20 protein-coding genes are annotated in these 23,326 nt (G+C 71.0%); 10 read left to right on the top strand and 10 right to left on the bottom strand.

Features of this window, described 5'->3' with window-relative positions; all coding sequences use genetic code 11:
* Positions 1–78 precede the first annotated feature (78 nt).
* A complete protein-coding gene (treZ, locus tag OG975_RS36745; protein WP_406333720.1) occupies positions 79–1,824 on the top strand; it encodes a malto-oligosyltrehalose trehalohydrolase in 1,746 nt (581 codons plus the stop codon).
* 28 nt (positions 1,825–1,852) lie between these two features.
* Here treZ and OG975_RS36740 read toward each other — a convergent pair whose 3' ends face one another.
* From OG975_RS36740 to OG975_RS36730, 3 genes are all read right to left on the bottom strand, one after another.
* Entirely contained in the window at positions 1,853–2,797 is a 945-nt protein-coding gene (locus tag OG975_RS36740; RefSeq protein WP_406333718.1) for an aminoglycoside phosphotransferase family protein, read from the bottom strand.
* Between the two features lie 63 nt (positions 2,798–2,860).
* Entirely contained in the window at positions 2,861–3,982 is a 1,122-nt protein-coding gene (locus OG975_RS36735; protein WP_406333717.1) for an aminopeptidase P family protein, read from the bottom strand.
* Between the two features lie 93 nt (positions 3,983–4,075).
* On the bottom strand, positions 4,076–4,699 hold the full coding sequence (locus tag OG975_RS36730; RefSeq protein ID WP_406333715.1) for a LysE family translocator: 624 nt from the start codon (positions 4,697–4,699) through the stop codon (positions 4,076–4,078).
* Between the two features lie 126 nt (positions 4,700–4,825).
* Here OG975_RS36730 and OG975_RS36725 point away from each other — a divergent pair, with 126 nt between their 5' ends.
* Positions 4,826–5,578, top strand: a complete 753-nt coding sequence (locus tag OG975_RS36725; RefSeq protein ID WP_406333714.1) for a metallophosphoesterase — start codon at positions 4,826–4,828, stop codon at positions 5,576–5,578.
* A gap of 74 nt (positions 5,579–5,652) precedes the next feature.
* On the opposite strand, the gene OG975_RS36720 is transcribed toward OG975_RS36725, so the two are convergent.
* Together OG975_RS36720 and OG975_RS36715 are read right to left on the bottom strand one after the other, a co-directional pair.
* Entirely contained in the window at positions 5,653–6,267 is a 615-nt protein-coding gene (locus OG975_RS36720) for a PDZ domain-containing protein (RefSeq protein WP_406333713.1), read from the bottom strand.
* Between the two features lie 92 nt (positions 6,268–6,359).
* Positions 6,360–7,226: a LysR family transcriptional regulator gene (locus OG975_RS36715; RefSeq protein WP_406336626.1), complete on the bottom strand. Its 867-nt coding sequence runs from the start codon at positions 7,224–7,226 to the stop codon at positions 6,360–6,362.
* Between the two features lie 95 nt (positions 7,227–7,321).
* Between OG975_RS36715 and OG975_RS36710 the strand changes: the two genes are divergently transcribed.
* Together OG975_RS36710 and OG975_RS36705 are read left to right on the top strand one after the other, a co-directional pair.
* On the top strand, positions 7,322–8,095 hold the full coding sequence (locus OG975_RS36710) for a glutamine amidotransferase-related protein (protein ID WP_406333711.1): 774 nt from the start codon (positions 7,322–7,324) through the stop codon (positions 8,093–8,095).
* Positions 8,096–8,161: 66 nt separating this feature from the next.
* Positions 8,162–9,670 carry a hypothetical protein gene (locus tag OG975_RS36705; protein WP_406333710.1) on the top strand — a complete coding sequence of 503 codons (1,509 nt, stop codon included), beginning with the start codon at positions 8,162–8,164 and terminating at the stop codon, positions 9,668–9,670.
* On the opposite strand, the gene cyc2 is transcribed toward OG975_RS36705, so the two are convergent.
* Entirely contained in the window at positions 9,633–11,816 is a 2,184-nt protein-coding gene (gene cyc2 / locus OG975_RS36700; RefSeq protein ID WP_406333708.1) for a germacradienol/geosmin synthase Cyc2, read from the bottom strand. The genes OG975_RS36705 and cyc2 overlap by 38 nt on opposite strands.
* Before the next feature lie 397 nt (positions 11,817–12,213).
* Between cyc2 and OG975_RS36695 the strand changes: the two genes are divergently transcribed.
* Together OG975_RS36695 and OG975_RS36690 are read left to right on the top strand one after the other, a co-directional pair.
* Positions 12,214–13,005 (top strand): alpha/beta fold hydrolase, encoded by a 792-nt coding sequence (locus tag OG975_RS36695; protein WP_406333707.1) that lies wholly within the window; start codon positions 12,214–12,216, stop codon positions 13,003–13,005.
* Positions 13,002–14,270: a cytochrome P450 gene (locus OG975_RS36690; RefSeq protein WP_406333705.1), complete on the top strand. Its 1,269-nt coding sequence runs from the start codon at positions 13,002–13,004 to the stop codon at positions 14,268–14,270. The genes OG975_RS36695 and OG975_RS36690 overlap by 4 nt, the downstream gene beginning before the upstream one ends.
* A 13-nt stretch (positions 14,271–14,283) precedes the next feature.
* Here the strand turns inward: OG975_RS36690 and OG975_RS36685 are convergent, their stop codons facing one another.
* Positions 14,284–15,462 carry a damage-control phosphatase ARMT1 family protein gene (locus tag OG975_RS36685; RefSeq protein WP_406333703.1) on the bottom strand — a complete coding sequence of 393 codons (1,179 nt, stop codon included), beginning with the start codon at positions 15,460–15,462 and terminating at the stop codon, positions 14,284–14,286.
* A gap of 94 nt (positions 15,463–15,556) precedes the next feature.
* Entirely contained in the window at positions 15,557–17,386 is a 1,830-nt protein-coding gene (locus OG975_RS36680; RefSeq protein WP_406333701.1) for a S8 family peptidase, read from the bottom strand.
* 457 nt (positions 17,387–17,843) lie between these two features.
* Between OG975_RS36680 and OG975_RS36675 the strand changes: the two genes are divergently transcribed.
* Positions 17,844–18,782, top strand: coding sequence for a lytic polysaccharide monooxygenase (locus OG975_RS36675; RefSeq protein ID WP_406333699.1), 939 nt, complete (start codon positions 17,844–17,846; stop codon positions 18,780–18,782).
* Positions 18,783–18,827: 45 nt separating this feature from the next.
* Here OG975_RS36675 and OG975_RS36670 read toward each other — a convergent pair whose 3' ends face one another.
* Positions 18,828–19,493 carry a Tat pathway signal sequence domain protein gene (locus OG975_RS36670; RefSeq protein WP_406333698.1) on the bottom strand — a complete coding sequence of 222 codons (666 nt, stop codon included), beginning with the start codon at positions 19,491–19,493 and terminating at the stop codon, positions 18,828–18,830.
* Positions 19,494–20,115: 622 nt separating this feature from the next.
* On the opposite strand from OG975_RS36670, the gene OG975_RS36665 reads away from it, so the two are divergent.
* Together OG975_RS36665 and OG975_RS36660 are read left to right on the top strand one after the other, a co-directional pair.
* On the top strand, positions 20,116–20,799 hold the full coding sequence (locus OG975_RS36665; RefSeq protein WP_406333696.1) for a DUF6230 family protein: 684 nt from the start codon (positions 20,116–20,118) through the stop codon (positions 20,797–20,799).
* Complete coding sequence (locus OG975_RS36660; protein ID WP_327432585.1) at positions 20,799–21,203, top strand: DUF6114 domain-containing protein; 405 nt, start codon at positions 20,799–20,801, stop codon at positions 21,201–21,203. The genes OG975_RS36665 and OG975_RS36660 overlap by 1 nt, the downstream gene beginning before the upstream one ends.
* A 50-nt stretch (positions 21,204–21,253) precedes the next feature.
* On the opposite strand, the gene OG975_RS36655 is transcribed toward OG975_RS36660, so the two are convergent.
* Positions 21,254–21,793, bottom strand: a complete 540-nt coding sequence (locus OG975_RS36655) for a hypothetical protein (protein ID WP_406333695.1) — start codon at positions 21,791–21,793, stop codon at positions 21,254–21,256.
* A gap of 277 nt (positions 21,794–22,070) precedes the next feature.
* On the opposite strand from OG975_RS36655, the gene OG975_RS36650 reads away from it, so the two are divergent.
* A complete protein-coding gene (locus OG975_RS36650; protein ID WP_406333693.1) occupies positions 22,071–23,315 on the top strand; it encodes a cytochrome P450 in 1,245 nt (414 codons plus the stop codon).
* Positions 23,316–23,326: the final 11 nt, after the last annotated feature.

Raw genomic sequence — 23,326 nt, 5'->3', positions numbered from 1 at the left:
GATTCGAAAGCGAATTGATCTCCCGTGAAGCACCATGGACGGGCTACGTCACGGTGAGCTGACAAGGGGGAACCGTCTGTGCGGTTCGATGTGTGGGCACCGCGGGCCGACCGGGTGACGCTCCATTGCGCGGGCACCACGCGCGCGTTGGAGCGCGATCCGGAGCGAGCCGGGTGGTGGACGGGCGACGCGGACGCGCAGGACGGGACGCGGTACGGGTTCGCGCTGGACGACGGGCCCGTGCTGCCCGATCCCCGTTCACGGCGGCAGCCGGACGGCCCCGACGGGCTGAGCGCGGTGGCCGACCAGACGCGCCATGCCTGGCGCACCGAATGGGCGGGGCGCCCGCTGCCCGGCGCGGTCCTGTACGAGCTGCACGTGGGGACGTACACACCCGAGGGCACGCTGGACGCGGCCGCCGAGCGGCTCGGCCATCTCGCGGAACTGGGCGTCACACACGTCGAGTTGATGCCGCTGTGCCCGTTCCCTGGGCGGCACGGATGGGGGTACGAGGGTGTGTCGCTGTGGGCGGTGCACGAGCCGTACGGGGGCCCCGAAGCGCTGAAGCGCTTTGTCGACCGGGCGCACGGGCTCGGTCTGGGCGTCGTCCTCGACGTCGTGCACAACCACCTCGGGCCGTCCGGCAACCATCTGCCCGCGTTCGGGCCGTACTTCACGGACACCCATCAGACGCCCTGGGGCTCCGCCGTGAACCTGGACGCGCCCGGTTCGGACGAGGTGCGCGCCTATCTCGTCGGCAGCGCACTGGCGTGGCTGCGCGACTACCGCATCGACGGGCTGCGCCTGGACGCGGTGCACGCGCTGCGCGACACACGCGCGGTGCACTTCCTGGAGGAGCTGTCGACGGCCGTGGACACGCTCGCCGACGATCTCGACCGGCCCCTGTTCCTGATCGCCGAATCGGATCTGAACGACCCTCGGCTCATCACGCCCCGCGAGGAGGGCGGTCTCGGGCTGCACGCCCAGTGGAACGACGACTTCCACCACGCCCTGCACGCCGCGCTGACCGGCGAGGCGCAGGGCTACTACGCGGACTTCGCACGGGCCCCGTTCGCGGCGCTCGCGAAAACGCTGACGTCCGGCTTCTTCCACGACGGCACGTACTCCGGCTTCCGTGGGCGACGTCATGGACGGCCGCTCGACCGCACGCGCGTGTCGGCGCACCGCCTGCTCGGCTACGCCCAGACCCACGACCAGATCGGCAACCGCGCCCAGGGCGACCGGCTCTCGGCCTCCCTCTCCCCCGGGCTGCTGGCCTGCGCCGCCGCGCTCACGCTCACCGCGCCCTTCACGCCGATGCTGTTCATGGGTGAGGAGTGGGCCGCGGGCACGCCCTGGCAGTTCTTCACCGACCACACCGATCCCGAACTCGCGGAGGCCGTACGGCGGGGCAGGCGCCGGGAGTTCGCGGCGCACGGCTGGGCCGAGGAGGACGTCCCCGACCCGCAGGACCCGGCGACCCGGGACCGCTCCTGTCTCGACTGGTCGGAACCCGAAAAGGCACTCCACGCGCGCGTGCTGGCCTGGTACCGCGACCTGATCGCCCTGCGCCACCGCCAGGCCGACCTCTCGGACCCCGATCTCGCGGCGGTCAGGGTCGCCCACGACGCGCAGGCCCGCTGGCTGGCCCTCCGGCGCGGTGACGTCCGGGTGGCCGTCAACCTCTCCAAGGCGAACGCGGCGATCCCCCTCGGCATCCGCCACGCACGCGTGCTGGCCGCCTGGGAGCCGGTCGAAACGCCGGGCGCGGACGGGGTGTTGAACGTGCCGGGCGAGTCGTGTGTGGTGCTGACCCAGGCGTAGGCGTTCGCGTAAACGCTTACGCAAGCGTTTACGGCGCCTCGTCCAGCCCGCCGTCCCGCAGGTCGGTGACCCGCTCCAGCAGGATCGCCTCCCAGGCGCGGCGCAGTTGTGTCTCCAGCAGCGGAACGGGGCTGTCGTCGCGGCCCTGAAGGCGGTCGGCGAGGCGGATCACCGTGTCGCAGCGGGACAGCCACAGGCCGCGCAGACAGGGACGGGCGCTGTACCCGGCGAGCGTGGCGGCGCGTACGGCCGCGGGGGCGCCGACGGCGATCGCGAGCCCGGCGATGTCCTCGGCGGGGTCGCCGATCACCGTGCCGGTCCAGTCGAGGACGCCGCGCACCCGCCCGTCGGCGCTGACCACGAGGTGTTCGCCCTTGAGGCCGTGGTGCACGAGCACCGCGGCGCCGGGCTGTGCGGCGAGCTGGACGGCGGCGGGCGCGGTCAGCTGGGTGAGGCGCGCGGGGTCGAACTCGTCGGCGGCGGCGAGCTCCTCGGCGGCGTGTGCGGCGGCCGTCCGCAGCTCCTCCAGGGAGCGCGGCGCGGCGCGCGGGACGCCGAGCGACTCGGCCTGGCGTACGGGCACTTCGCGCAGTCCGGTGAGCAGTCCCGCGAGGTCGGCCTCGCCGACGGCCGAGACGGCCTGCTCCTCGCCGGAGGCGCCGGGCAGTCTTTTGTCGAGGGTGCAGCTCAGTCCGCTCGCCCATTCGCCCTGCGCGACGCTCACCGGGACCGCGATCCCGATGTGCGGGCGGACCAGGTCGCGCAGGCGCAGTTCGCGGCGCTGGCGTACGGAGGCCTCCCGGTCCTGGGCGAGCCGCAGCACATGGCGCGTGCCGACCCACCAGGTGGAGTGCTCGCCGCCCTCGTGGACGGGACGCACGTCGGGTCCCCCGCCCGCCGCGGCGGCGTCGGCGAGCAGCGAACGGACCAGTCGGCGGACGGTGTCCGCGGTCGGTGTCGGTGCCTGGGTCATGGTCGCGCCCTTGTCGTTCGGGGGCGTGGGCGGAGCTGCTGCCGCACGGTCGGGTCGTGCACGTCAGTCGACGATCACCAGCTCGCGGGAGGTGGTGTTGAGGCGGCGTCCGCCGTCCTCGGTCACCGTCACGATGTCCTCGATGCGCACCCCGAAGCGGCCGGGCAGATAGATGCCGGGCTCCACGGAGAAGCACATTCCGGGGACGAGGGGCTGTCGTTCGCCCTCGATCATGTACGGCGGTTCGTGGGTGGTGACGCCGATGCCGTGCCCGGTGCGGTGGATGAAGTAGTCGCCGTACCCGGCGTCGGTGATGACCGCTCGGGCCGCGCGGTCGACGTCCTGGCAGGTGGCACCGGGCCGCACCGCACGGAAGCCGGCCTCCTGGGCGGCGCGCACGATGTCGTGCACCTTGCGCTCCTCGTCGTCGGGTTCGCCGACGTGGACCGTGCGGGAGGTGTCGGAGCCGTAGCCCTCCTTGAGGCCGCCGAAGTCCAGGACGACCATGTCGCCGCGCTCGATGACACGCTCGTCGGCCTCGTGGTGCGGGTTGGCGCCGTTGGGGCCCGAGGCGACGATGGTGAAGTCGACCTGGGAGTGCCCGAACCGCCGCAGCAGACCGGCGACGTCGGCGGCCACGTCGGTCTCTTTGCGGCCGGCGAAGGGAACCTTCCGGATCTCCTCGAACGTTGCGTCCGCGGCCGCCCCGGCGGCCGCCAACCGCTCCAGTTCCGCCGCGTCCTTCACGGCCCGCAGCATGGGCAGGGCCTCGGTGAGGGCGGTGTAGCGGGTGTCCGGCAGCCGCTTCTGGATGCCGAGCAGGTGCAGGGCCCAGGCGTTGTCGCTGACTCCGAAGCGGCCCGCGCGGTCGAGAAGGGACGCGGCCGCCTCGTACGGGTCCTTGCCGTCCGTCCAGTCGCGCAGCGTCAGCGCGGGCGCGCCGACCGCCTTGGCCGCGTCGGGGGCCTCCAGGGTGGGCACGACGAGGACAGGGTCCTGTCCGGCCCTCAGCACCAGCAGGGTGAGCCGCTCGGTCTCCACGGGCCGATAGCCCGTCAGCCACACCAGGTCGGGCCCGGGCGCGACCAGGACGCCGTCGAGCCCGGCGTCCGCGGCGGCCTCGGCCGCGCGCCGCATACGGGCCTCGTAGTCACCGGCCGTGAAGGGCGCGGGCGTGCCGGTCATGCATGCCTCCGTCTGTCCGGAGTTCCCCAGGGGGCTACGGGCAGCATCCTGCCCTTCCGGTGAGGCACGCGCGAGCCGGTTGCCTCCGCCGCGTCAGCTCTCCAGGGCGAGGCGGGCGCCCAGGAGGAGCAGTACGCCTCCGGAGACCTGCTCCAGTCGTCGGCGGACACCGGTCCGGGACAGTACGGCCTTCATGCGGCCGACGAACCACACGTACAGGCCGTAGTAGCCGACCTCGTAGACCGCCCAGAGCGCGGCGAGGCCGACCATGGCGGGCAGCTGCGGGGCACCCTCCGGCACGAACTGCGGCAGGAAGGACATCGCGAAGATGGCCGCCTTGGGGTTGGCGAGGTTGAGGAGCAGCCCGCCCCGATAGGAGGCCCAGCCGCTCTTCTCCGCGCCCTCCCAGCCACCTCCGTCCACGGCCCCGTGGGAGCGGCGTGCCTGCCGGAGCGTCTGGACGCCGAAGCCGACGAGTACGACGGCGCCCACGATCCGCATGACGTCGTACGCCATCTCGGAGGCGGCGAGCAGTGCGGTGAAGCCGAACGCGGCGACGACGCCCCAGATGAAGACGCCGGTCTCGTTGCCGAGCACGGTCAGAAAGCCGGACCGCCGACTGCGCAGCGACTGCTTGATGATCAGCACGGTGCTCGGGCCGGGCGAGGCCGCGATCAGGGTGCAGGCGCCGAGGAAGGCGAGAAGGGTGCTCAGCATGCGGCCATCGTGGCGTGCCGCCTTTCGTGCGCCAACCCCTTTTCCGATCTAACGGTTGAGTGTTGCCTTACCGTTAACACTAATGCTTGGATAAGCATGTTCCATTAGGGCAACGAGGGGATGAGCATGCTCGTACTGGCGCACATCAGCGACCTTCATCTGGACGGGACCGCGCGGGCCACGGAGCGGGCCGAGCGCGTGCGCGACCGGCTGTGGGAGCTGCCCGGGAAGGTGGACGCGCTGCTGGTGACCGGGGACATCGCGGATCACGGCGCGGAGGCGGAGTACGAGGAGGCGGCCCGCATGCTCGGGCTGCGCGACGGCGGGGCGCCCTTCCCCGTACTCACCTGTCCGGGCAACCACGACAGCCGCGCGCCCTACCGCAAGGCGCTGCTCGGACACCCCGCGGCCGAGGGGCCGGTCAACAGCGTCCATGTCTTCGACGAGGCGGCCGTGCTGATGTGCGACTCGAGCATTCCGGGCCGGGACGAGGGGGAGTTCGACAAGGAGACATACGCCTGGATCGAGGCGACGCTCGACGAACTGGACGGCGGCCTTCCGGCGCTGCTCGCCTTCCACCACCCGCCGGTCGTGCTGCACCACCCGCTGCCGGACGCGTACCAGCTGGGCCAACCGCGTTCCCTGGCCGCGCTGTTGGAGCGCAGGCCGGAGGTTGCCGGGCTCATCACCGGCCACGCGCACACGCCCGCGGCGACCACCTTCGCCGGACGGCCGCTCGTCGTCGGCCCCGGTGTGACGTGGACGCTGCGGCTGCCCTGGGAGGGCGAGGGTGCCGCGGACCGGGATGCTCCTCCTGGGTTCGCGTTCCATGTGCTGGACGACGAGCGACGGTTGACGAGCCACTTCAGGGTCGCCTGAAGGGGCGGCGGAACGGCCTCTAGAAGGGGCTTCCGAGCGTGGGGAACTCCCGCGAGCAAGGAAGCCGCCCTCTCTCAGGTCACGACTCCGGGGACCGCGGACAGTTGCTGACGACCGCCGTTCGCGTGCCGCACGGTGAGGGTGACGGCGCGTCCGGGACGCGCGGCGGCGACCGCCCCCGCCAGGTCGGCGGCCGATGCGATCCGGCTCCCGCCGAAGGCGATCAGGACATCGCCGCGGACCAGGCCCGCGATGTAGCCCGCGCCGGGCACGTGGACACCGACGACGAGTGCGCCCGCGTCCTTGACGGCATCGACGGCCTCGACCCCGAGGGTTGCCCGCACGGGCTCCTCCGAGGGGGTCGGACCGCCCGCGCCGGGCGCCGACTTGGAGTCACCGGCCTGGGGCGCGCCGGAGGTCCGCCCCGGTTTCCCCGCCGCTCCTTGCTCCGCGGCCTGTTTCTGAAGGTCCGCCAGCTTGCTCATGCCGATCACGGTGGCGCCCACGGTGCCGAGTCCGACGCCCGACAGGACCAGCACCGTCCCGACGAAGAGGCTGAACAGCAGAGTCATCAACCGTTTGCCGCGTCTGCGTGCGGCATGCGGGCGCCGGGGGTTGCCGGACGGACGGACGCCGCCGTCCGGCTCCTGACCGGGCATCGGCTTGGGACGCAACGCGGTCTGTTCCATGGGTCGCCTCCGGCAGATGCTCTACGGACCGCCTTCGGCTCTTGCTCTACCCGGCGCCCCGGCGCGCGACGATTCACGAACGAGTGAGACTGTCAAGCGCGTTCGAGAAGTCTGTCCGCCATCGTCGCCGCCGCTCCCCGCAGCGATGCGCCGTGCACCAGCTCGACGCGGTGCACGACACGTGGCGCCACGAGCGGGACGGCCACCGCTCCGGGCACGCCGTCGGCCGCCGTACGCGGCAGCAGGGTCAGACCGTGTCCCGCGGCGGCCAGCGCGGTGAGGGTGCGGAGGTCGGTGCCCTCGTAGCGCAGGGCCGGGCGGAAGCCGCCGCCGCCGTTCGCGGCACGGAGGTGGGCCAGCGGCAGGCCCGCGCCGGGCGCGTCCAGCCAGCGGGCGTCGACCAGGTCGCCGAGGCGAAGTCCCGTGCGCCGGGCGAGCGGATGGGCCCGCGGCAGCAGTACGCAGACCGGCTCCTCGCCCGCGCCGTGCGTGGTCAGCGGCGCCACGTCGGGCAGCCGGAGGGGGTCGCTGGGCGCGGCGAGACCGTCGACGAGGCCCAGGTCCGCGGTTCCGGTGGCGACCGCCGCGGGGATCTCGTCGCGGGCCAGCACGCGCAGGGTCACGCCGGCGGCGGGGAGCGCCGCGAGAGTACGCGGTCCGAGCGCGGTCGGCGCGACGGCGAGCGTCAGCCCGTGCTCGGGTGCCGCCGCCATCCGGGCGACATCGGCGCGGGCCGCGTCCAGGCGCAGCAGCAGCGGTCCCGCGTGTTCGAGGAGCCGCTCGCCCGCCGCGGTCGGTGTGACGGGGCGGCGGGTGAGCAGAGGCGTGCCGAGGTCCTGCTCCAGCGCGGCGATGTGCTGGGACACGGCGGACTGGGTGTAGCCGAGCTCGCGCGCGGCCTCCGAGAAGGACGCGAGCCGCGCCACGGTGACGTACGTACGCAGGAGATGCGGGTCCATGCGCTCCAGGATGCCGCACGTCATCAGCGTTGCTTATCGAGGGTGCAGAAATCATCGTTGGACGTGAACTACGGGGCGCGCCCAGGATGAACGGCATGACCACGAACACCGCGAACGCCTCCATGAACGACGTCACCGCCGGCTCGGCGCGGACCGCCCGGATCGCCCTGGTCGGCGACCGCTCCCCGAACGTCGTCTCGCACACCCGCATCCCGCTTCTGCTCGACGCGCTCGCCACCCGCGACCGAATCGTCCTGGACGCCTACTGGATCCCGTCCGAGGACGCCGAGGACGAGGAGGCGGTACGCGGCTTCGACGCCGTATGGGTGCTGCCCGGCAGCCCGTACCGCAGTGAGGCGGGAGTGCTCACGGCGGCCCGCACCGCACGCGAGGACGGCATCCCGTTCCTCGGCACGTGCGGCGGCTTCCAGCACGCGCTCCTCGAATACGCCCGCAACGTGTGCGGTCTCACGAAGGTCGCGCACGCCGAGAACGACCCCGACGCCGACGACCTCCTCATCGAGCCGCTCACCTGCTCCCTCGTGGGCCACGAGGCCACGGTCGTCGTCGAACCGGGCTCGCTCGCCCAGTCGGTGATCGGCTCCGAGCGGACGGTCGAGCGCTACTTCTGCGCGTACGGGCCCTCCCGCCACCTCGACACCCTGCGCGCGCACGGGCTGCGCTTCAGCGGGCACGACGAGGACGGGCACGTGCGGATCGCCGAACTTCCCGGCCATCCCTTCTACTTGGCCACCCTCTTCCAGCCGGAGCTGTCCGGGGACGGCTCACGTCCGCATCCGATCGTGCGGGCGCTGGCCCGGGCCGCCGTGGCCCACGCGGCCGGTGCGCGACAGAGCCTGCCGGTGTGACCTCGCGACAGCCGCGTCCGGGCGCGAACTCCGCCGTTGTCAGTGGCGGCTGTTACTTTCTGTGACATGACCGATCACGCCCTGCGGCTGCTCCAGGAGAACCCTCACCTGGCCGAACTGGCCGCGTTCCCCTTCAACTTCGACCTGGACCGCGCGGACCACGTCGAGGACGTCAGGCTGGCCTCGGACGGCCCGCTGAAGCCGATAGCGGGGGACGACACGGGCGGTACGTATTTCGTGTGCGCGGACGGTTCCGTGCTGTACGCCGATTCCGAGGGCTCGGCCGGGATCATCGGGGACAGTGTCGACGAGGCGCTGGAGATCCTGGTCGGGCTGCCCGGCTGGCACGACTGCCTGGGGCTCGCGCCGAGCGACGGCGAGGAGAAGATCCTCGCGGAGATCGCCGAGACGGAGGAGGAGATCCGGGAGTACTACGGGATCGACGCCGAGCGGGACGAACTCCGGGCTGCACTGGGCCTGCCCGCGCGCACGCCCGTGGAGCTGATCGGCAGGCTGCACGCCGCGCTGATGCGCACCGAGCCCGAGTTCCTGCTGCTCAACGCGGAGGAGGGCGGGGCCTACGCCCTCCTCGACCGGCACCCCCGCCCGCCGCTGTGGGAGACGGTTCTTCAACCGGGCCGTGCCGATCTGGCGCTGCTGCGAGAAGGTTCGTCGTGGGACGAGGTGGCCCGGGACCGGGGGCGCCGCGCGCTCGCCCTGCGCGCCGCCCAGTACGACCGCCGGGACACCGACCTGGGGCTGCTGCGCCACCTGCTGAAGCACGAGGCGGAGGCGTCGATGACCGACGAACTGCGGCTCGCCGCCGTCCTGGTGGGTCTGCACGGCCTGGCCGAGGACCTGCCGCTGCTGTACGAGGTCCGCGAGACGACGTACGACACCTGGTGCGGTCTCGGCGGCATGCCGGAGCCGGGGGCGGGCGGGGAAGAACTGCGGGAGTGGGCTCTGGGGCTCGACGACTCGCTCTTCGGCACCGACCCTTCGGACGAGCCGCTGTCCACCTGGACCGGCCTCGCCCGGGAGCAGGGCATGACCGAGGTGGCCCGCGCCGTGCTGATCCGCGGACTGGACGAGATCGACCTGCGGGCCTTCGGCAACAGGCCGGCCAGGACGGACAAGTTCGAACTGCGGTCGCTGGCCTACGAGTTCACCGAGCTCGGCGACACCTTCCAGGCACTGCGCGCCTACCGTCTCCACGTACCGCTCCGGAGCAGATGCGACGACAGGGTCTCGGCTCTCCTGACGCTCTCCCGGATGGAGCGGGAGGCGGGCGAATTCCCGGCGGCGGTCCGCGCGTTGAAGAGCCTGCGCGACGCGCTGGCGAAGCCCTGGGACGACACCCTGCCGCACTGGCGGGGCACGCAACTCGGCGCGCGCATCGTCGAGGAGCACCACGAAGTGGCCCGCGCCGCCACGGCCGACGCCACGGCCGACACGACGCTCGCCGAGGACGTCCGCGAGGTCACCCGGGCCGCCGCGGAGATCCTCGCGGAGCTCTCCGAAGCGGCCCGGGCGAGCGTCAGACAGCGGCCGATACCGGAGTCCCCGGCCGGCTGAACGGCAGCGCGGGCACCCTGTCCGGTACGAATCCGTGGGCGCGCCTGGCCAGGTCCGCCGCGCCGTAGCGATGGCAGTCCTGGTGCCACTTCAGGATTCCGGCCAGCCAGTTCTGCAGCTCCACGACATAGCCCTCCATGATCCCGCGCACCTCCTGCGAGAGCTTGAAGTCCTCGTACAGGATGGGCAGTTCATGGGCGGCGACGTGCTGGAACTGCTGCATGCGCTGGGTCATCAGGTCGTGGATGATGCCGAGCGCGGTCGGGTAGTCGCAGCCGAAGAAGTTCTGCACGACGAGGATGCCGTTGTGGACCTCGCCCTCGTATTCGATCTCCTTCTGGTACGAGAAGACGTCGTTCATGAGCATCGCGTAGTCCATCGCCGCGTTCTCCAGCGAGCGGACGGGGCCGCTGCGGTAGACCTCGGGCGGAACCTTTCGGCCGTGGCTCAGACGGCACAGGCTCATGGTGAGCTCGGAGCCGAACGTGGCGCGGCGCATCTCCAGGTAGTCGACGGGGTCGGGGATGCGGTGCTGGATCTGGTTGGACAGCTCCCACAGCCAGCTCTCCGTCATCACATCGACCGCGGCCCGGAACTGTCGTCGCTCGTCCGGGGTCATCCCCGCGGCCGTGCGCTGCCAGAGGTCGATGAGGCCGCGCTCCATGCCGTTGACCGCGACGGGGACCTCCTCGCCGTCGATGGGCATACAGGAAGAGAGGCGCGCGGTGACCAGCCTGGCGGCGGCCAGGTCGCGACGGTTGCCGAAGACGAGCGGGTAGTAGTCGTCGCCGTAGGTGCCCCAGGCCAGCCACTGGGAGCTGACGTCGAGGTCCTCCGGCGTCGCGTCCGGGTGGATGCCCGCCGCGCACAACGGAAGGTCGTAGGCGGCGAGTTTGTCCTCGTCCCAGACGCCCTCCTGGAGCATGCCCATGGCGTGCATCCAGCCGGTGAGACGGTCGCGGGCGCCCGGCAGATGCGGGCTGAGCGTCACCTCGAACGGCATGTAGAAGTCGGGGAGTCGAGAGGGGCCGACCTTCTGGAAGGGAACATGGGTGTACGAACGCAGCCGCTCCGCACCGGCCGCCGAGAGCAGGGCACCGATGTCGACGGCGGACGTGCCGAACGCGGCGACGCCGAAGGGCCGCTCCGCCTCCAGGGCTCCCTCGTTCATATAGCGGCTGGAGCGCAGGTGCCACTCGTGGCCGCCCGACTGCCAGTCCTGCAGGCCCCGGGTGTACGCGGCGACCGCGGTGACCTCGTCCGGGGTGAGGCCCTTCTCCACGGCCAGCGCGGGTACTTCGGTCAGGGCCGTGTGCTCGAACTGGTGGAGCCGCGAGGTGAGGATGTCGTTGACGGTCTCGGCGGCCTCCTGGGTGGTGCAGCCGAAGAAGGTCTCCAGGACGAGGATGCCGTTGCTGAGCTCGCCCTCGTCCTCGACCTCCCGCTGGTAGGAGAAGAGGTCGTTGCGCAGGTGCACACCGTCGGAGAAGGTTTCCATGAGCACCCGCAAGGGCCTGGCTTCGGCGACGGAGGCGGGCACTTCGGAGGTCGCGTACTCGACGAGTCCCGCGGACCAGGGGGCGCCGCCCACCTTGCGGCGCATCTCGATGTACTCGACGGGGTTGGCGATCCGCCCTTCGTTGATGTTGGAGAGCTCCCACAGCGACTCGTTCAGCAGATGCTCGGTGGAGACGGCGAACCGCTCGCGCCACGCCATCGACATCGAGGGCACCGTACGAGCCCACAGATCGGCGAGGCCCGCCTCGACCGGATTCTCCGGCTCCGGCACGGGAGTCGAGAGGTCCAGCGGCATGAAGAGGGGCAGCCGCTCCAGGTAGGCCTTGCCGCCGTCGCGGTCCTGGCTGCGTTTGAAGGTCTCCAGGAAGTGGTCGTCGAAGAAGAAGACCCACACGTACCAGTCGGTGATGAGGGAGAGCGCGGGCCCGTCGCAGTCGGGGTGCGTGTACGCGCACAGCAGTCCGTAGTCGTGCGCGTCGAGGTCGGACTGTTCCCAGATGCCGGAGCCCTCCAGCATGCCCATTCCGCGGGCCCACTCGACGGAATGGGCCCGCGCCTCGTCGAGATGCGGGTTCAGCCGCGCGGGATACGGCATGTAGAAGTGCGGGAGTTCGAACGGCTGCGTCATGGCCGGGGCCCTACCCAGGGCCCTCCGGCGACATCCGCGAGCCGGGACATGATCACACCATCGCGTGAATCGATGCGAAAGGCGCGCGCGAAGGCCGGGTGTAGGGGCAACGGCCGCCGGTTCTTTGGCTGCGGGTGGGTGGGGGCTGGTCGCGCAGTTCCCCGCGCCCCTAAAAGACGGGCCTGTATGTCGGGCGCGGGTGGGTGGGCGTGCGCCTAAAAGATTGCGCAGTTCCCCGCGCCCCTTTTAGGGGCGCGGGGAACTGCGCAATCTTTAGCGGGGGTCTGGGGGCGCAGCCCCCAGGGATGGGACGGGTAGGGGCGGCGGGGGCGAACAAGCGGGCTGCTCAGTCGTCCTCCCCCTTGCCGACCCGCGCCCGCCCGGTCACCGTGGTCGCATGACCTCCTTCGTGCTCCCCCATGAAGTGCACGGCGACGGCGCCCACAAGGTGTTCGCCGTGCACGGCTGGTTCGCCGACCGGTCCGCGTTCGCGGCGGTGCTGCCGGATCTCGACCGCGAGACGTTCCAGTACGCGCTGGTCGATCTGCGCGGCTACGGGGAAGCGAAGGACGCGGTCGGCGCGTACACGACCGCCGAGGCCGCCGCCGATGTCGTCGAGCTGGCTGACCGGCTCGGCTGGGAGCGGTTCTCGGTGATCGGTCACTCGATGGGCGGTGCCGTGGCCCAGCGCCTGCTGGCCCTCGCCCCGGACCGGCTGCGCCGTCTGGTCGGCGTCTCGCCGGTGCCCGCGTCGGGGCTGCCGATGCCCGCGGATCAGTGGGAACTCTTCGCCGACGCCGCGCACAAGCCGGAGAACCGGCGCGCCATCATCGACTTCACGACCGGCAACCGCCGTCCCGCGGTCTGGCTCGACCGGATGGTCACGCGCTCGATCGCCCTGAGCGACGCGAAGGCGTTCCGTGCCTGGCTGGACTCCTGGGCCGGGGAGGACTTCCATGCCGAGGTCGAGGGGGCCGGGGTGCCCGCGCTGGCCGTGACGGGCACGCTGGATCCCGCGCTCTCGGCGGGCCTGATGCGGGAGACCTGGCAGTGCTGGTATCCGGGCGGCGAGGTGCACGAGCTGCTCGGGGCGGGCCACTACGCGATGGACGAGACCCCGCTGGAGTTGATCCGCGTCGTGGAGGCCTTCCTCCGCAATGACGGCGGGCACCAGGGCGAGCGGGCGTGAGCGTCGCACGGCAGACCGCGCCGGCCGTGCCGGACGTCTTCGATCCTCGGCGGTACGCCGACGGGGTCCCCCACGCCGCGTACCGCACGCTCCGTGACCATCACCCGGTCGCCTGGCAGCACGAGCCCGAGGTGCTCGGCTGGCCGGCGGGACCCGGGTTCTGGGCGGTGACCCGGCACGCGGACGTGGTCCGGGTGCTGAAGGACTCGGCCACGTACTCCTCGTATCTCGGAGCGACCCAGATCCGCGATCCCGACCCGGACGATCTGCCGTTCATCCGACGCATGATGCTCAATCAGGACCCTCCGGATCACGGCCGGTTGAGGCGTCTGATCAGCCGGGCGTTCACGCCGCGGCGCGTCGACCACTTCGAGTCGGTCGCGCGCGAGCGGGCCCGTACGCTGCTCGGGCGGGCGGTGGAGAGGGCCCGCGCGGGCGACGGCACCTGCGACCTTGTCGCCACCGTCACCGACGACTACGCCCTGCTGAACCTCGCCGACCTGCTCGGCGTGCCGGAGCGCGACCGGGGGCTGCTGCTGCACTGGACGCAGCGCGTCATCGGCTACCAGGACCCCGACGAGGCGGGCGAACCCGTGCTCGACGGACGTGGCCGGCCCGTCAATCCGCGCTCCCCCGCGATGCTGCGGGACATGTTCGCGTACGCGCGGCAGCTGGCCCTCCACAAGAGGAACCACCCCGGCGACGACGTGCTGACCACCCTCGCCACCGACTCCGAACTCGCCCCCGCCGAGCTGGAGATGTTCTTCTTCCTGCTCACGGTCGCGGGCAACGACACCGTACGCAGCGCGGCGCCCGGCGGCCTGCTGGCACTGGCGGAGCATCCGGACGCGTACGAGGAACTACGCGCGAGCCGCGTCCAACTCGGCACAGCCGTGGATGAGTTGCTGCGATGGCATCCTCCTGTCCTCAGCTTCCGCCGTACGGCGGCCGTCGACACCGAGCTGGCCGGGCAGCGTATCCGCGCGGGCGACAAGGTGGTCGTCTTCCACGCCTCGGCCAACCACGACGAACGCGTCTTCTCCGACCCGCACCGGCTCGACCTGGCCCGGAGCCCGAACCCGCACGTCTCCTTCGGCGACGGCCCGCACGTGTGCCTCGGCGCGCACTTCGCCCGCCTGCAACTCCGGGTGCTGTACGAGGAGACCTTGCGAGCCCTGCCGTCCCTCCGGCCCGCCGGACCTCCCCGCCGTCTCGTCTCGAACTTCATCAACGGCCTTAAGTCACTGCCGCTACAGGTGACTTGAGACCGCGCCGTATTCAGGTCCTGACCTGGATCAGCGCGTGTGTGCCGCTGGTGCGCCAGCGCTGTTCCTCGGCGGCGACGAGTGCGGCCTCGGTGCGGGTGTCGAGGCCGACGATCACGTCCGACTTCAGGGTGCGCAGGGCGGCCACCGGGCCGGGGAAGTACGCGGTGGGGACCGCGAACGGCGTGGTGGCGGGGCGGAGGCGATCGCCGATGAGGCGGCGGTAGTTCAGGTCGCCCTTCATGACGGTCACGTCGGCCGCCGCGAACTCCTGGCGCAGGTCGTCGGGCATGTCGGCGTACGGCAGCGGGGCGCAGGAGAAGGGGTGCGCCCGGAGCGCGAGACGGCCGTCGGCCATGGCCGACCAGAGGCGGTGGCCCGACTCACCTGCCGCTCCCTTCGCGGCGGTCAGGCGGCGCAACGCGTCGATCACGTCCGCCGTCGTGGCGTCCGAGACGTAGTACGGGTACGGCTTCACGTGAAGGACGGCCCGCTCGACGCGGCCGTGGCGGAGCAGGTGGTCGATCAGGAGCAGGTCGGGGATGAGTTCCCGGCCCGCGTTGTCCGCGACCAGGCAGAGGGTGCCGCCGGCGAACATCGAGCGGAGCAACTCGCTGTCGTTCGCGACGAGTTGGAAGTCGGCCTGCTCCCCCACCCCGCCCGCCAGGCTGAAGCCGAGGTCCGCACGGTTGCCCCACAGTGAGCCGTGCAGCAGCGCCTCCTCCTGGTCCTCGGCCGGCCGGAGGGCGAGTTCGTCGAGTGCGGCGAGTTCCTCGTCCGCCTCGGGGGTGTCCAGCTCCGCGAGTTTGAAGGGGCGAAAGGGGTCGATGCCCTTCCACGGTCCCGGGGCGAAGTAGCCTACGGCTTCCAGGAGTTGGCGGTAGAAGTAGCTCTCGGACCACAGGAAGGGCACGTCGAACCAGGAGCGGCCGAAGTACTCCAGCCCCCAGGTCTCCCACTGCTCGCGGTCCTCCGCTTCGGCTCCGAGGGGTTCGATGACGCCCTCGGAGCCGCTCTTCAGCAGGGCGTCGAGCGCGCGGTGCTGTTCGGGGCCGTACGGGAAGGCGTCCCGCACCTTGCGGATGAGCGCCGGATGCCGCTCGGCCAGCACGCTCCAGGGGAACGAACCCACTGTGTTGCTGAGGATCACGCTGGGGTCGCCGGTCTCACTGGACTCGCTGGTCTCGGGCATGCGGCTCACCGTACCGGCTGAGCAGAAGGGGCCGGCCGACGCGATTCCGCGCCGGACGGCCCCTCCCCCCGTAGAGCTCAGCAGGTCGGCTGGGTCAGAAGGTCAGCTTCCAGCTGTTGATCGTGCCGGTGTCCTGCGCGGCCGTGTCCTGGACGCGGAGCTTCCAGGTGCCGTTCGCCGTCTCGCTGGAGGCGTCGACCGTGTACGTGGCACTGACGTTGTCCGCGGAGTCCGAGGTGCTGGAGGACTTCAGGCGGTAGGTCGAACCGTCCGGGGCGACCAGGTCGATCACCAGGTCACCGCGGTAGGTGTGGGTGATGTCGACGCCGACCTGGAGGGTGGAGGGCGCGTTGCCGCTGCGGCCGCTGACCGTGATCGGGGACTCGACGGCGGAGCCGGCGTCCGGGATGGAGACGGCCGCGGTGCTGGAGAAGGTGGTGCCGCCGGTGGAGCCGCCGCTCGTCGCCACCGCCTGGACGGTCTTGGTCGCGTCCGCGAGACCGGCGCCGCAGCCGCCGGAGCACGTGCCGGGCAGGGCACGGGCGTTGGTCTTGATGGCCGACTCGATCTGCGCCGGGGTCAGCGACGGGTTCGCCGACTTCATCAGCGCCACGAGGCCGACGATGTGCGGGGTGGCCATGCTGGTGCCCTGGTAGTACGCGTACGACTCCGTGGACGCGGTCTTCGTGCCGGAGTTGAGCGTGGAGTAGATGCCGTTGGCGGTGGCGGTGCTCATGTCGCCGCCCGGGGCCGAGATGTCCACGATCGAGCCGTAGTTGGAGTACGAGGCCCGGGAGCCGCTGCGGCCGGTCGCGGCGACGGTGATGACGTTGCTGCAGCTCGCCGGGGAGTACTTGGAGGCGTTGTCGTTGTCGTTGCCCGCCGCGACGACGACCGTCGTACCGCGGTTCACGGCGCCGTTGATGGCGGTCTGGGTGGCGGAGGTGCAGGCACCGGAGCCGCCGAGGCTCATGTTGATGACCTTGGCGACGTTGGTGTTGGCCGGGACGCCGGACACCGTGCCGCCGGACGCCCAGGTGATGGCGTCGATGATGTCGGAGTCGTAGCCACCGCACTTGCCGAGGACGCGCAGCGGGGAGATCTTCGCGTTGTACGCGATGCCCGCGACGCCCTTGCTGTTGTTGGTGACGGCGGCGATGGTGCCCGCGACGTGGGTGCCGTGCCAGGAGGAGCTGCTGGAGCCGGTGCCGGTGCCGCACTCGTCGGTCGCGTACCAGTCGCCCGGGTCGGCCGGGTTGCTGTCGCGTCCGTCGCCGTCGACCGAGACCGCCGTGTCGGAGATGAAGTCGTAGCCGCCGACGATGTTCGCGGCGACGTCGGAGTGCGCCACGTAACCGGTGTCGATGACGGCGACGGTCACGCCGCTGCCGGTGGAGGTGGACCAGGCACCCGGGACGCGCATGCCCGCCGTGGACTCGAACAGGTCCCACTGCTTGCTGTACTCGGTGTCGTTCGGGTCCGCCTGCGGCTTGTTCAGCCGGTCGGGGACGACGTACGCGACCTGCGGGTCGGCCTGGTACTGCGCAATGACGTCGGCGACGTCCGCCTTCTTGAGCTCGGCGCCGAGGTCGACCAGGGCGGCACCGGTGCCGAGACGGCGCTGGAAGTCGAGGTCCTCGCCCGCCTTCTTGCCCTTCGCCACGGCGTCGGCGTCGGCGGCCTTGTTGGACTTCGCCTCGGCGGCGCCGGACTTGTAGCCGACGATCAGGCGCTCGGCGGGCGCGGCGGCGGCCTGCGCGGCGGGAGTGACGTCCGCCTTCTCCGTAGAGGTGGAGGTGGGGGCAGCGGGGGACGTGGACGTCTGAGCGGCCACCGTGGTGGTCATTCCGGCCAGCAGGGCGGCGGATATCGCGGCGACGGAGATCAGCTTCCGTCGGGCGTCGCGGGTGGGGGAGAGACGCAAGGGCTTGCCTTTCGGGGCCGGCTCCGGGCAGCGCGGTGCGATGCGGAGCAGCGGTCGATTCGCTTCGTCGTCGAAGCGGCGGGGGGTGCAGAACCAGAAAGCGGCGCGGTGGCCGGCCATGCGCGTACGACCCGGTGAGGGGTTACCTGTGGGTCGGCTGTGCTCGAACGATAGGCAAAGAGCAGGTAAGAGAGATATAGGGGAAACCCTCGATCTGGCTGGTATCCGACCCTCGTATGCGGCCAGTTCGCCGGAAGGTTCCGTTTCGCACCTATCGCGGGGGTGCCGTACGGCACCGCGCCCCCGCTCTGAACGTACGGCCGCGCGGACCCGTACTTCACGGTGCCCCGGGCGAGGAGTACGTCCATGCCGCGCGCGGTGGCTTCCGCCTGACGGCGCTCAGCCATGGCGGCGGAATCCCGATCCGCTTCGCCGACGTACCGAGGAGACCCACCGGATGACCGCCTACCGCACCGCCACCGCGGCCGCTGTCGCCGTGGCGGCTCCGCTGCTCCTCGCGACCTGGGCCGCGGGACCCGCCCAGGCGCACGGCGCGCCGACGTATCCGGTCAGCCGGGTGGCGGCGTGCTCGCCCGAGGGCGGCAGCCTGATCCGGACCGCGGCCTGCAAGGCGGCGATCGCCGCGAACGGCGCGCCCTTCACCGCCTGGGACAACCTCCGGGTGGCCGGCGTCAACGGCAGGGACCGCCAGGTGATCCCCGACGGGCAGTTGTGCAGCGGGGGCCTCGCCGCCTACAAGGGCCTCGACCTCGCCCGCGCGGACTGGCCGTCGACCCGGCTCACTCCCGGCGGCACCTTCACCCTCACGTACAGCTCGACGATTCCGCACACGGGGACCTTCAAGCTGTATCTGACCAAGCCGGGTTACGACCCGGCCCGGCCCCTGAAGTGGTCCGACCTGCCGGCGCAGCCGTTCGCCACGGCCACCGACCCGGCTCTGGTGAACGGCGCCTACCGCATCAAGGCCACGCTGCCGTCCGACCGGACCGGCCGTCAGATGCTCTACACGATCTGGCAGAACTCGAGCACGACGGATACGTACTACTCGTGCTCGGACGTGGTGATGTCGGGCGGGCGCGCGACGCCGACGCCCACACGGCAGGCGGGGACGAGCGCCGAGGGCGCCCAGGAGACGACGGCACCGGCCGAGCAGGAACCCACGCCCACGCCGACGAAGGCTTCGCCGTCACCGACGACCGCCTCGCCGACGCCGGCGACCACGTCACAGGCCGAGGCGACCGCGCCGGATCACCTGGCGCCGGCCGCCGACAGCACATCGGGCGGCAGCAGCGCCGCGCTCCCCCTCATCGCCGGGGGAACCGCGGCGCTGCTTCTCACCGCGGGCGCCGCCGTCTCACTCCGGCGCCGCCGCTGAATCGACCGGGCCCGAAGGCCGAGTTGAACTCAGGCCTCGAATCGGTCAGTTGACGTAGACCGACGGGCTGCCGGACTGGCTGGTGTCCTGTACGGGCGCGTACTTGGCGGTGAAGTAGCCGCTGCTGAAGCACAGGGACGAGCCGGAGGTCTTCGCGAACTGCTGGTTGGTGAAGGCGATGCTGTTGTCCGTGTTGCTCGCCGTGCCGGACAGGCTGGACGCCTGGTAGACGCAGGTGATGCTGCCCAGCAGGGTGCGCAGCTTGACCGTGGTCTGGATGACGGAGCCGGCGGCCGGAGTGACGGTGACGGTGCCGTCGGAGGCCACCGTGGTGGTGTACGGCAGGTTGTCGACCGTGATGCTGGTGACGCCGAGCACGCCGACGACGTTGCTGGTGCAAGTACTGCTGTCGAAGGTGTGCCCGGTGAGCGACTCGGTCGCCGTACCGGGGGCCGCCGGGTTGTCGGTGACGGTGGCGGTGAAGGTCGACGCGGAGCAGGAGACGCCGCTCGTGCCGGTGCTGCTGGAGTAGAGCGTGGCCGCGGTGCCGCTCGCCAGCGAGGCACTGAGGACGTCACCGGTGGCCACGGCGGTTCCGCCGGCGCTGCCGGTGGTGAGCACCGGGGTGTCGGCCGCGGAGGCGGGGACGGTCGCGGACACCGAGAGGGCCGCGACGACGCCGACAAGGGCAAGGAGGGATCGAGTACGCATGGGGGTGCCTCTTCTCCGAAGGGGGGTGTGGGGTGCCTTGACGCAGGTGTGCGTGCGGGACATGCGTGTGCGGGGGTGAACGGAGAGACCGCTGCCGGTCCGTGGCGCCTTCTCCGTGCGCCACGGGCCGGCAGCGACAGCCGGGCGACCGGGCACGGCCCAGGGGGGAAGGCGACCGTGCCGGTGCCGCGGGGTGGGGGGTGGGACGAGGTGGCGCTCCGCGCGTTCAGACGTGTCACGGCATGCCCCGGGAAGGGGTGGGGGCCGGGAGGTGACCTGCGCGTCGCGCAATGGATCCGGCGCCACGGATCCATGGGAAACAAGGGAGAGTTGTAGACCTGATGAATGGTCAACGTCAAGGCGTAGCAAGGAAGTTGAAGGTCAACGCGGCCCTGTCGCCATGCCGTACTCACAGGTGCGACACAACCAACACCCTTTTCCCACAAGTCCCTTGACCCGTGAATGTAACCCCGGGTAACTTCCTCGGCGGCTACTGCTGCGTAACCAGAAAGCCCTTGCCCGAGCCGGGAGAGGCGAGGAGGCGTGCGCGGCAGCCGCTGTCCGCGCCAGGACAACGGGCCACTGGACCCCTACCCGCATCGAACATGCCCAGGGAGCAGACATGGCCTCGTCCTCGGACGCCACGGCGTCCAACGGTTCCAGCCCCGAGACCCCAGAGAACACAGAAAGCGGTTCAGCCGCCGACAGTCCGGACAGACGCGGGCGGGTTCGCCTGCGCCGCGCCGCCGTGATGGCGGTGCCCGCCACCGCGATCGCCGCGGGATTGATGATCCTCACCGCCCAGGGCGCGCTCGGCGTCCAGTTCGCCATCTCCGGCATGCCGTTCACGGTCACCGCAACGGAGCTCAACGGCACGGGCTTCGAGCAGTTCGGCGGCCTCGACAACATGGCGGACGACAGCCCGAACGCCGGCGACACCGGCGGCCAGGTCCTGATCGTCACCTCCGCGATCAAGAGCGCGACGCTCACCAAGCTGTGCCAGAGCGTCGACCTGGGCGGTACGAACCTGCTCATCACGGCGGGCAGTGGAGCGGACAAGGTGGAGGCGAGCCACCTCACCACCGACTCGACGGAGCTGTCGGGCGACGCGTCCTTCGGCAACATCGAGATCGGCAACGACGCCAGCACACTCGACAAGGCCGGAGTCCAGGGCCCCAAGGGAGTGTTCAGCCAGCAGGCCGACACCGTGCACATCGGGAACCTGCGGCAGACCAACTACGCGACCACGGCAGCGGTGTTCAAGCTCCCCGGTCTCAAGCTCCGCTTCAGCGACTCGGGTTGCTGATGTCCTCCGTCCGGAACCTGCGATCCGGTTTCCGGCAGTGGCGCGCGCACCGCCCCTTCTGGGGCGGGCTGCTGCTCACTCTGGCCGGGGCGGAGATCCTCCTCACCGAGAAGGCGTCCCTGAAGGTCGTCATGCACATCGGCATGCAGGGCCTGGCGGGCTATCTGCTCCCCACCCTGATGCTCCTGTGCGGACTGCTGATCCTCTTCAACCCGGCCCAGCGACTCTTCTACTCCCTCCTCGGCATCCTGCTCTCCCTCGGTACCTGGCTCACCTCCAACCTCGGCGGCTTCCTCATCGGCCTCCTGCTCGGAGCCATCGGCAGCTGCCTCACCTTCGGCTGGCTCCCGGACCAGGAACCGCGCCGGCGGCGGTTGCGGTTGCGCCCGCGCCGAACGGCGTAGCGAGACCTGCCTACCGCTCAAGGCGGGCATCGCCTCAAAACTCCTCGCGGCTACTCCGTAGGTGGCCGCGGCGGATACGCGGGGGGCGGTGGCGGGGACTGCCGGGACGCTTGCCCCGGTCGCGCCCTCGCGGCCAGCACCAGGGACAGAATGAGAAATATCAAGGTTGCCAGGGCGAAAAAGAAACCGAGCCAGAGACCGACCCCGATGGAGCCCACACTTATCCCGGTGACTTGCTGATTGAAGTTGATCAGGTCGCCCACGTCGCCGAGCTTCATGATGTAGACCACCAGAAGACAGCTCGCGGGAATCAGAGCCACGGGCTCGTATTTCCGGTCCACCGCCAGAGCCATGAATTCCAGCGCGAGGACGGCGGTCACCATGACGATGATCAGTGCGGGTCCAGCCGCCTGCATCCCTGTACCGAAGGCGTTGGGACTGACGTAGCCCGATATCCAGGGAACGAAGAGCATGAGGAAGCTGAGAAAGGCAGTTACCGCGGAAGCCAGCAACGGCCAGTCGCGGGACACGTCCAGGGAAATATGGAGGCCTTTCCCCTTCGGAGAGGAAGGGGCGGCATAGTGCGTCATGACGATCCTCCTCCGCACCGCCCGCCACCCTCAGGGTCGCAGGGCAGGGTGCACTACCTTCAGACTGCGCGCGTCGCGGAACTTCCGCAATTTCCTTCCGCAATTTCCGAGCACCACACCCCTCACCGACTGGCCTGTACGCGCAGGGGAGTTACCCCCGTACGTGGCGGGAAGTTGCCCTAGTACGCACCGGACGCCCAGGCGGTCTCGCTGAGGCACCGTACCCTCGCGTAGCGTGACGTGCCGTATCGACGTTCGCGGGCCAGGGAGGCTCCTCGTGGGAAATCCAAGTCCCTTAGTGATCGACGCGACCGGGCGCGACATTCACCGAGAAGCCGCCCGTATCCGCGAGGCCGGGCCGGTGACGCGGGTGGCGCTGCCCGGTGGTGTGGAGGCCTGGGCGGTGAGCAGTCCGGAGTTGCTCAAGCGGCTGCTGACCGATCCCCGGGTGTCCAAGGACGCCCGGCAGCACTGGCCCCGGTTCGCCCGCGGAGAGATCACGCCGGAGTGGCCGCTGTTCACCTGGGTCGCCGTACGGAACATGTTCACCACGTACGGCGGCGAGCACAAACGCCTGCGCGTTCTGGTCTCCAAGGCGTTCACCGCACGCCGGACGGCCGCGCTCCAGCCACGTATCGAGGAGATCACCGCGCAGCTGCTGGACCGGATCGAGGAGGCCGGGCGCGGGTCCCGGGCCGTCGATCTGCGCGAGGAGTTCTGCTACCCGCTGCCGATCCAGGTGATCAGTGAGCTGTTCGGCCTGCCCGAGGAGCGGGGACCCGAGCTGCGACGGCTGGTGGACCGCCTCTTCGACACCTCCGCCGACCCGGGTGAGATGACCGCCGCGTACGAGCGGTTGTACGTCGTCCTGGCCGAACTCGTCGCCGCCAAGCGGGAGTCGCCCGGTGACGACCTGACCACCGGCCTGATCGCGGCCCGCGACGAGGAGGGCGACACCCGGCTGAGCGAGCAGGAACTGCTCGACACCCTGGTGCTGATGATCAGCGCGGGGCACGAGACCACGGTCAACCTCATCGACAACGCCGTCCACGCTCTGCTCACCCATCCCGAGCAGCTCGCGGCGGTGCGGGACGGCCGGGCCTCGTGGGAGGACGTGGTCGAGGAGACACTGCGGGTCGACGCGCCGGTCGCCAGCCTGCCGCTGAGGTATGCCGTGGAGGACCTCGACATCGCCGAACTGGGCGGTCCGGAAGGGGCGTTCATCGGCAAGGGCGAGGCCATTCTCGTCGCGTACGCCGCCGCCGGACGCGACCCCGAGCGGCACGGAAAGGACGCCGACCGCTTCGACGTCACCCGCGCCGACAAGGAACACCTCGCCTTCGGCCACGGCGTGCACCACTGCCTCGGCGCCCCGCTGGGCCGCCTGGAGGCCCGGATCGCGCTCCCCGCACTCTTCGAGCGGTTCCCGGACCTCCAACTCGCCGTCCCCCAGGAGGATTTGCGGCCAGTGGACTCCTTCATCTCCAACGGCCACCGCTCCCTCCCTGTGCGGGTCTCCTGATCGCTCGCCCG

It is taken from the genome of Streptomyces sp. NBC_00203, assembly GCF_045206325.1.
Lineage (GTDB): Bacteria > Actinomycetota > Actinomycetes > Streptomycetales > Streptomycetaceae > Streptomyces > Streptomyces lutosisoli.
Note: the sequence above shows the minus strand (reverse complement) of the source record. Positions and strands in the feature narration are given on the sequence as shown.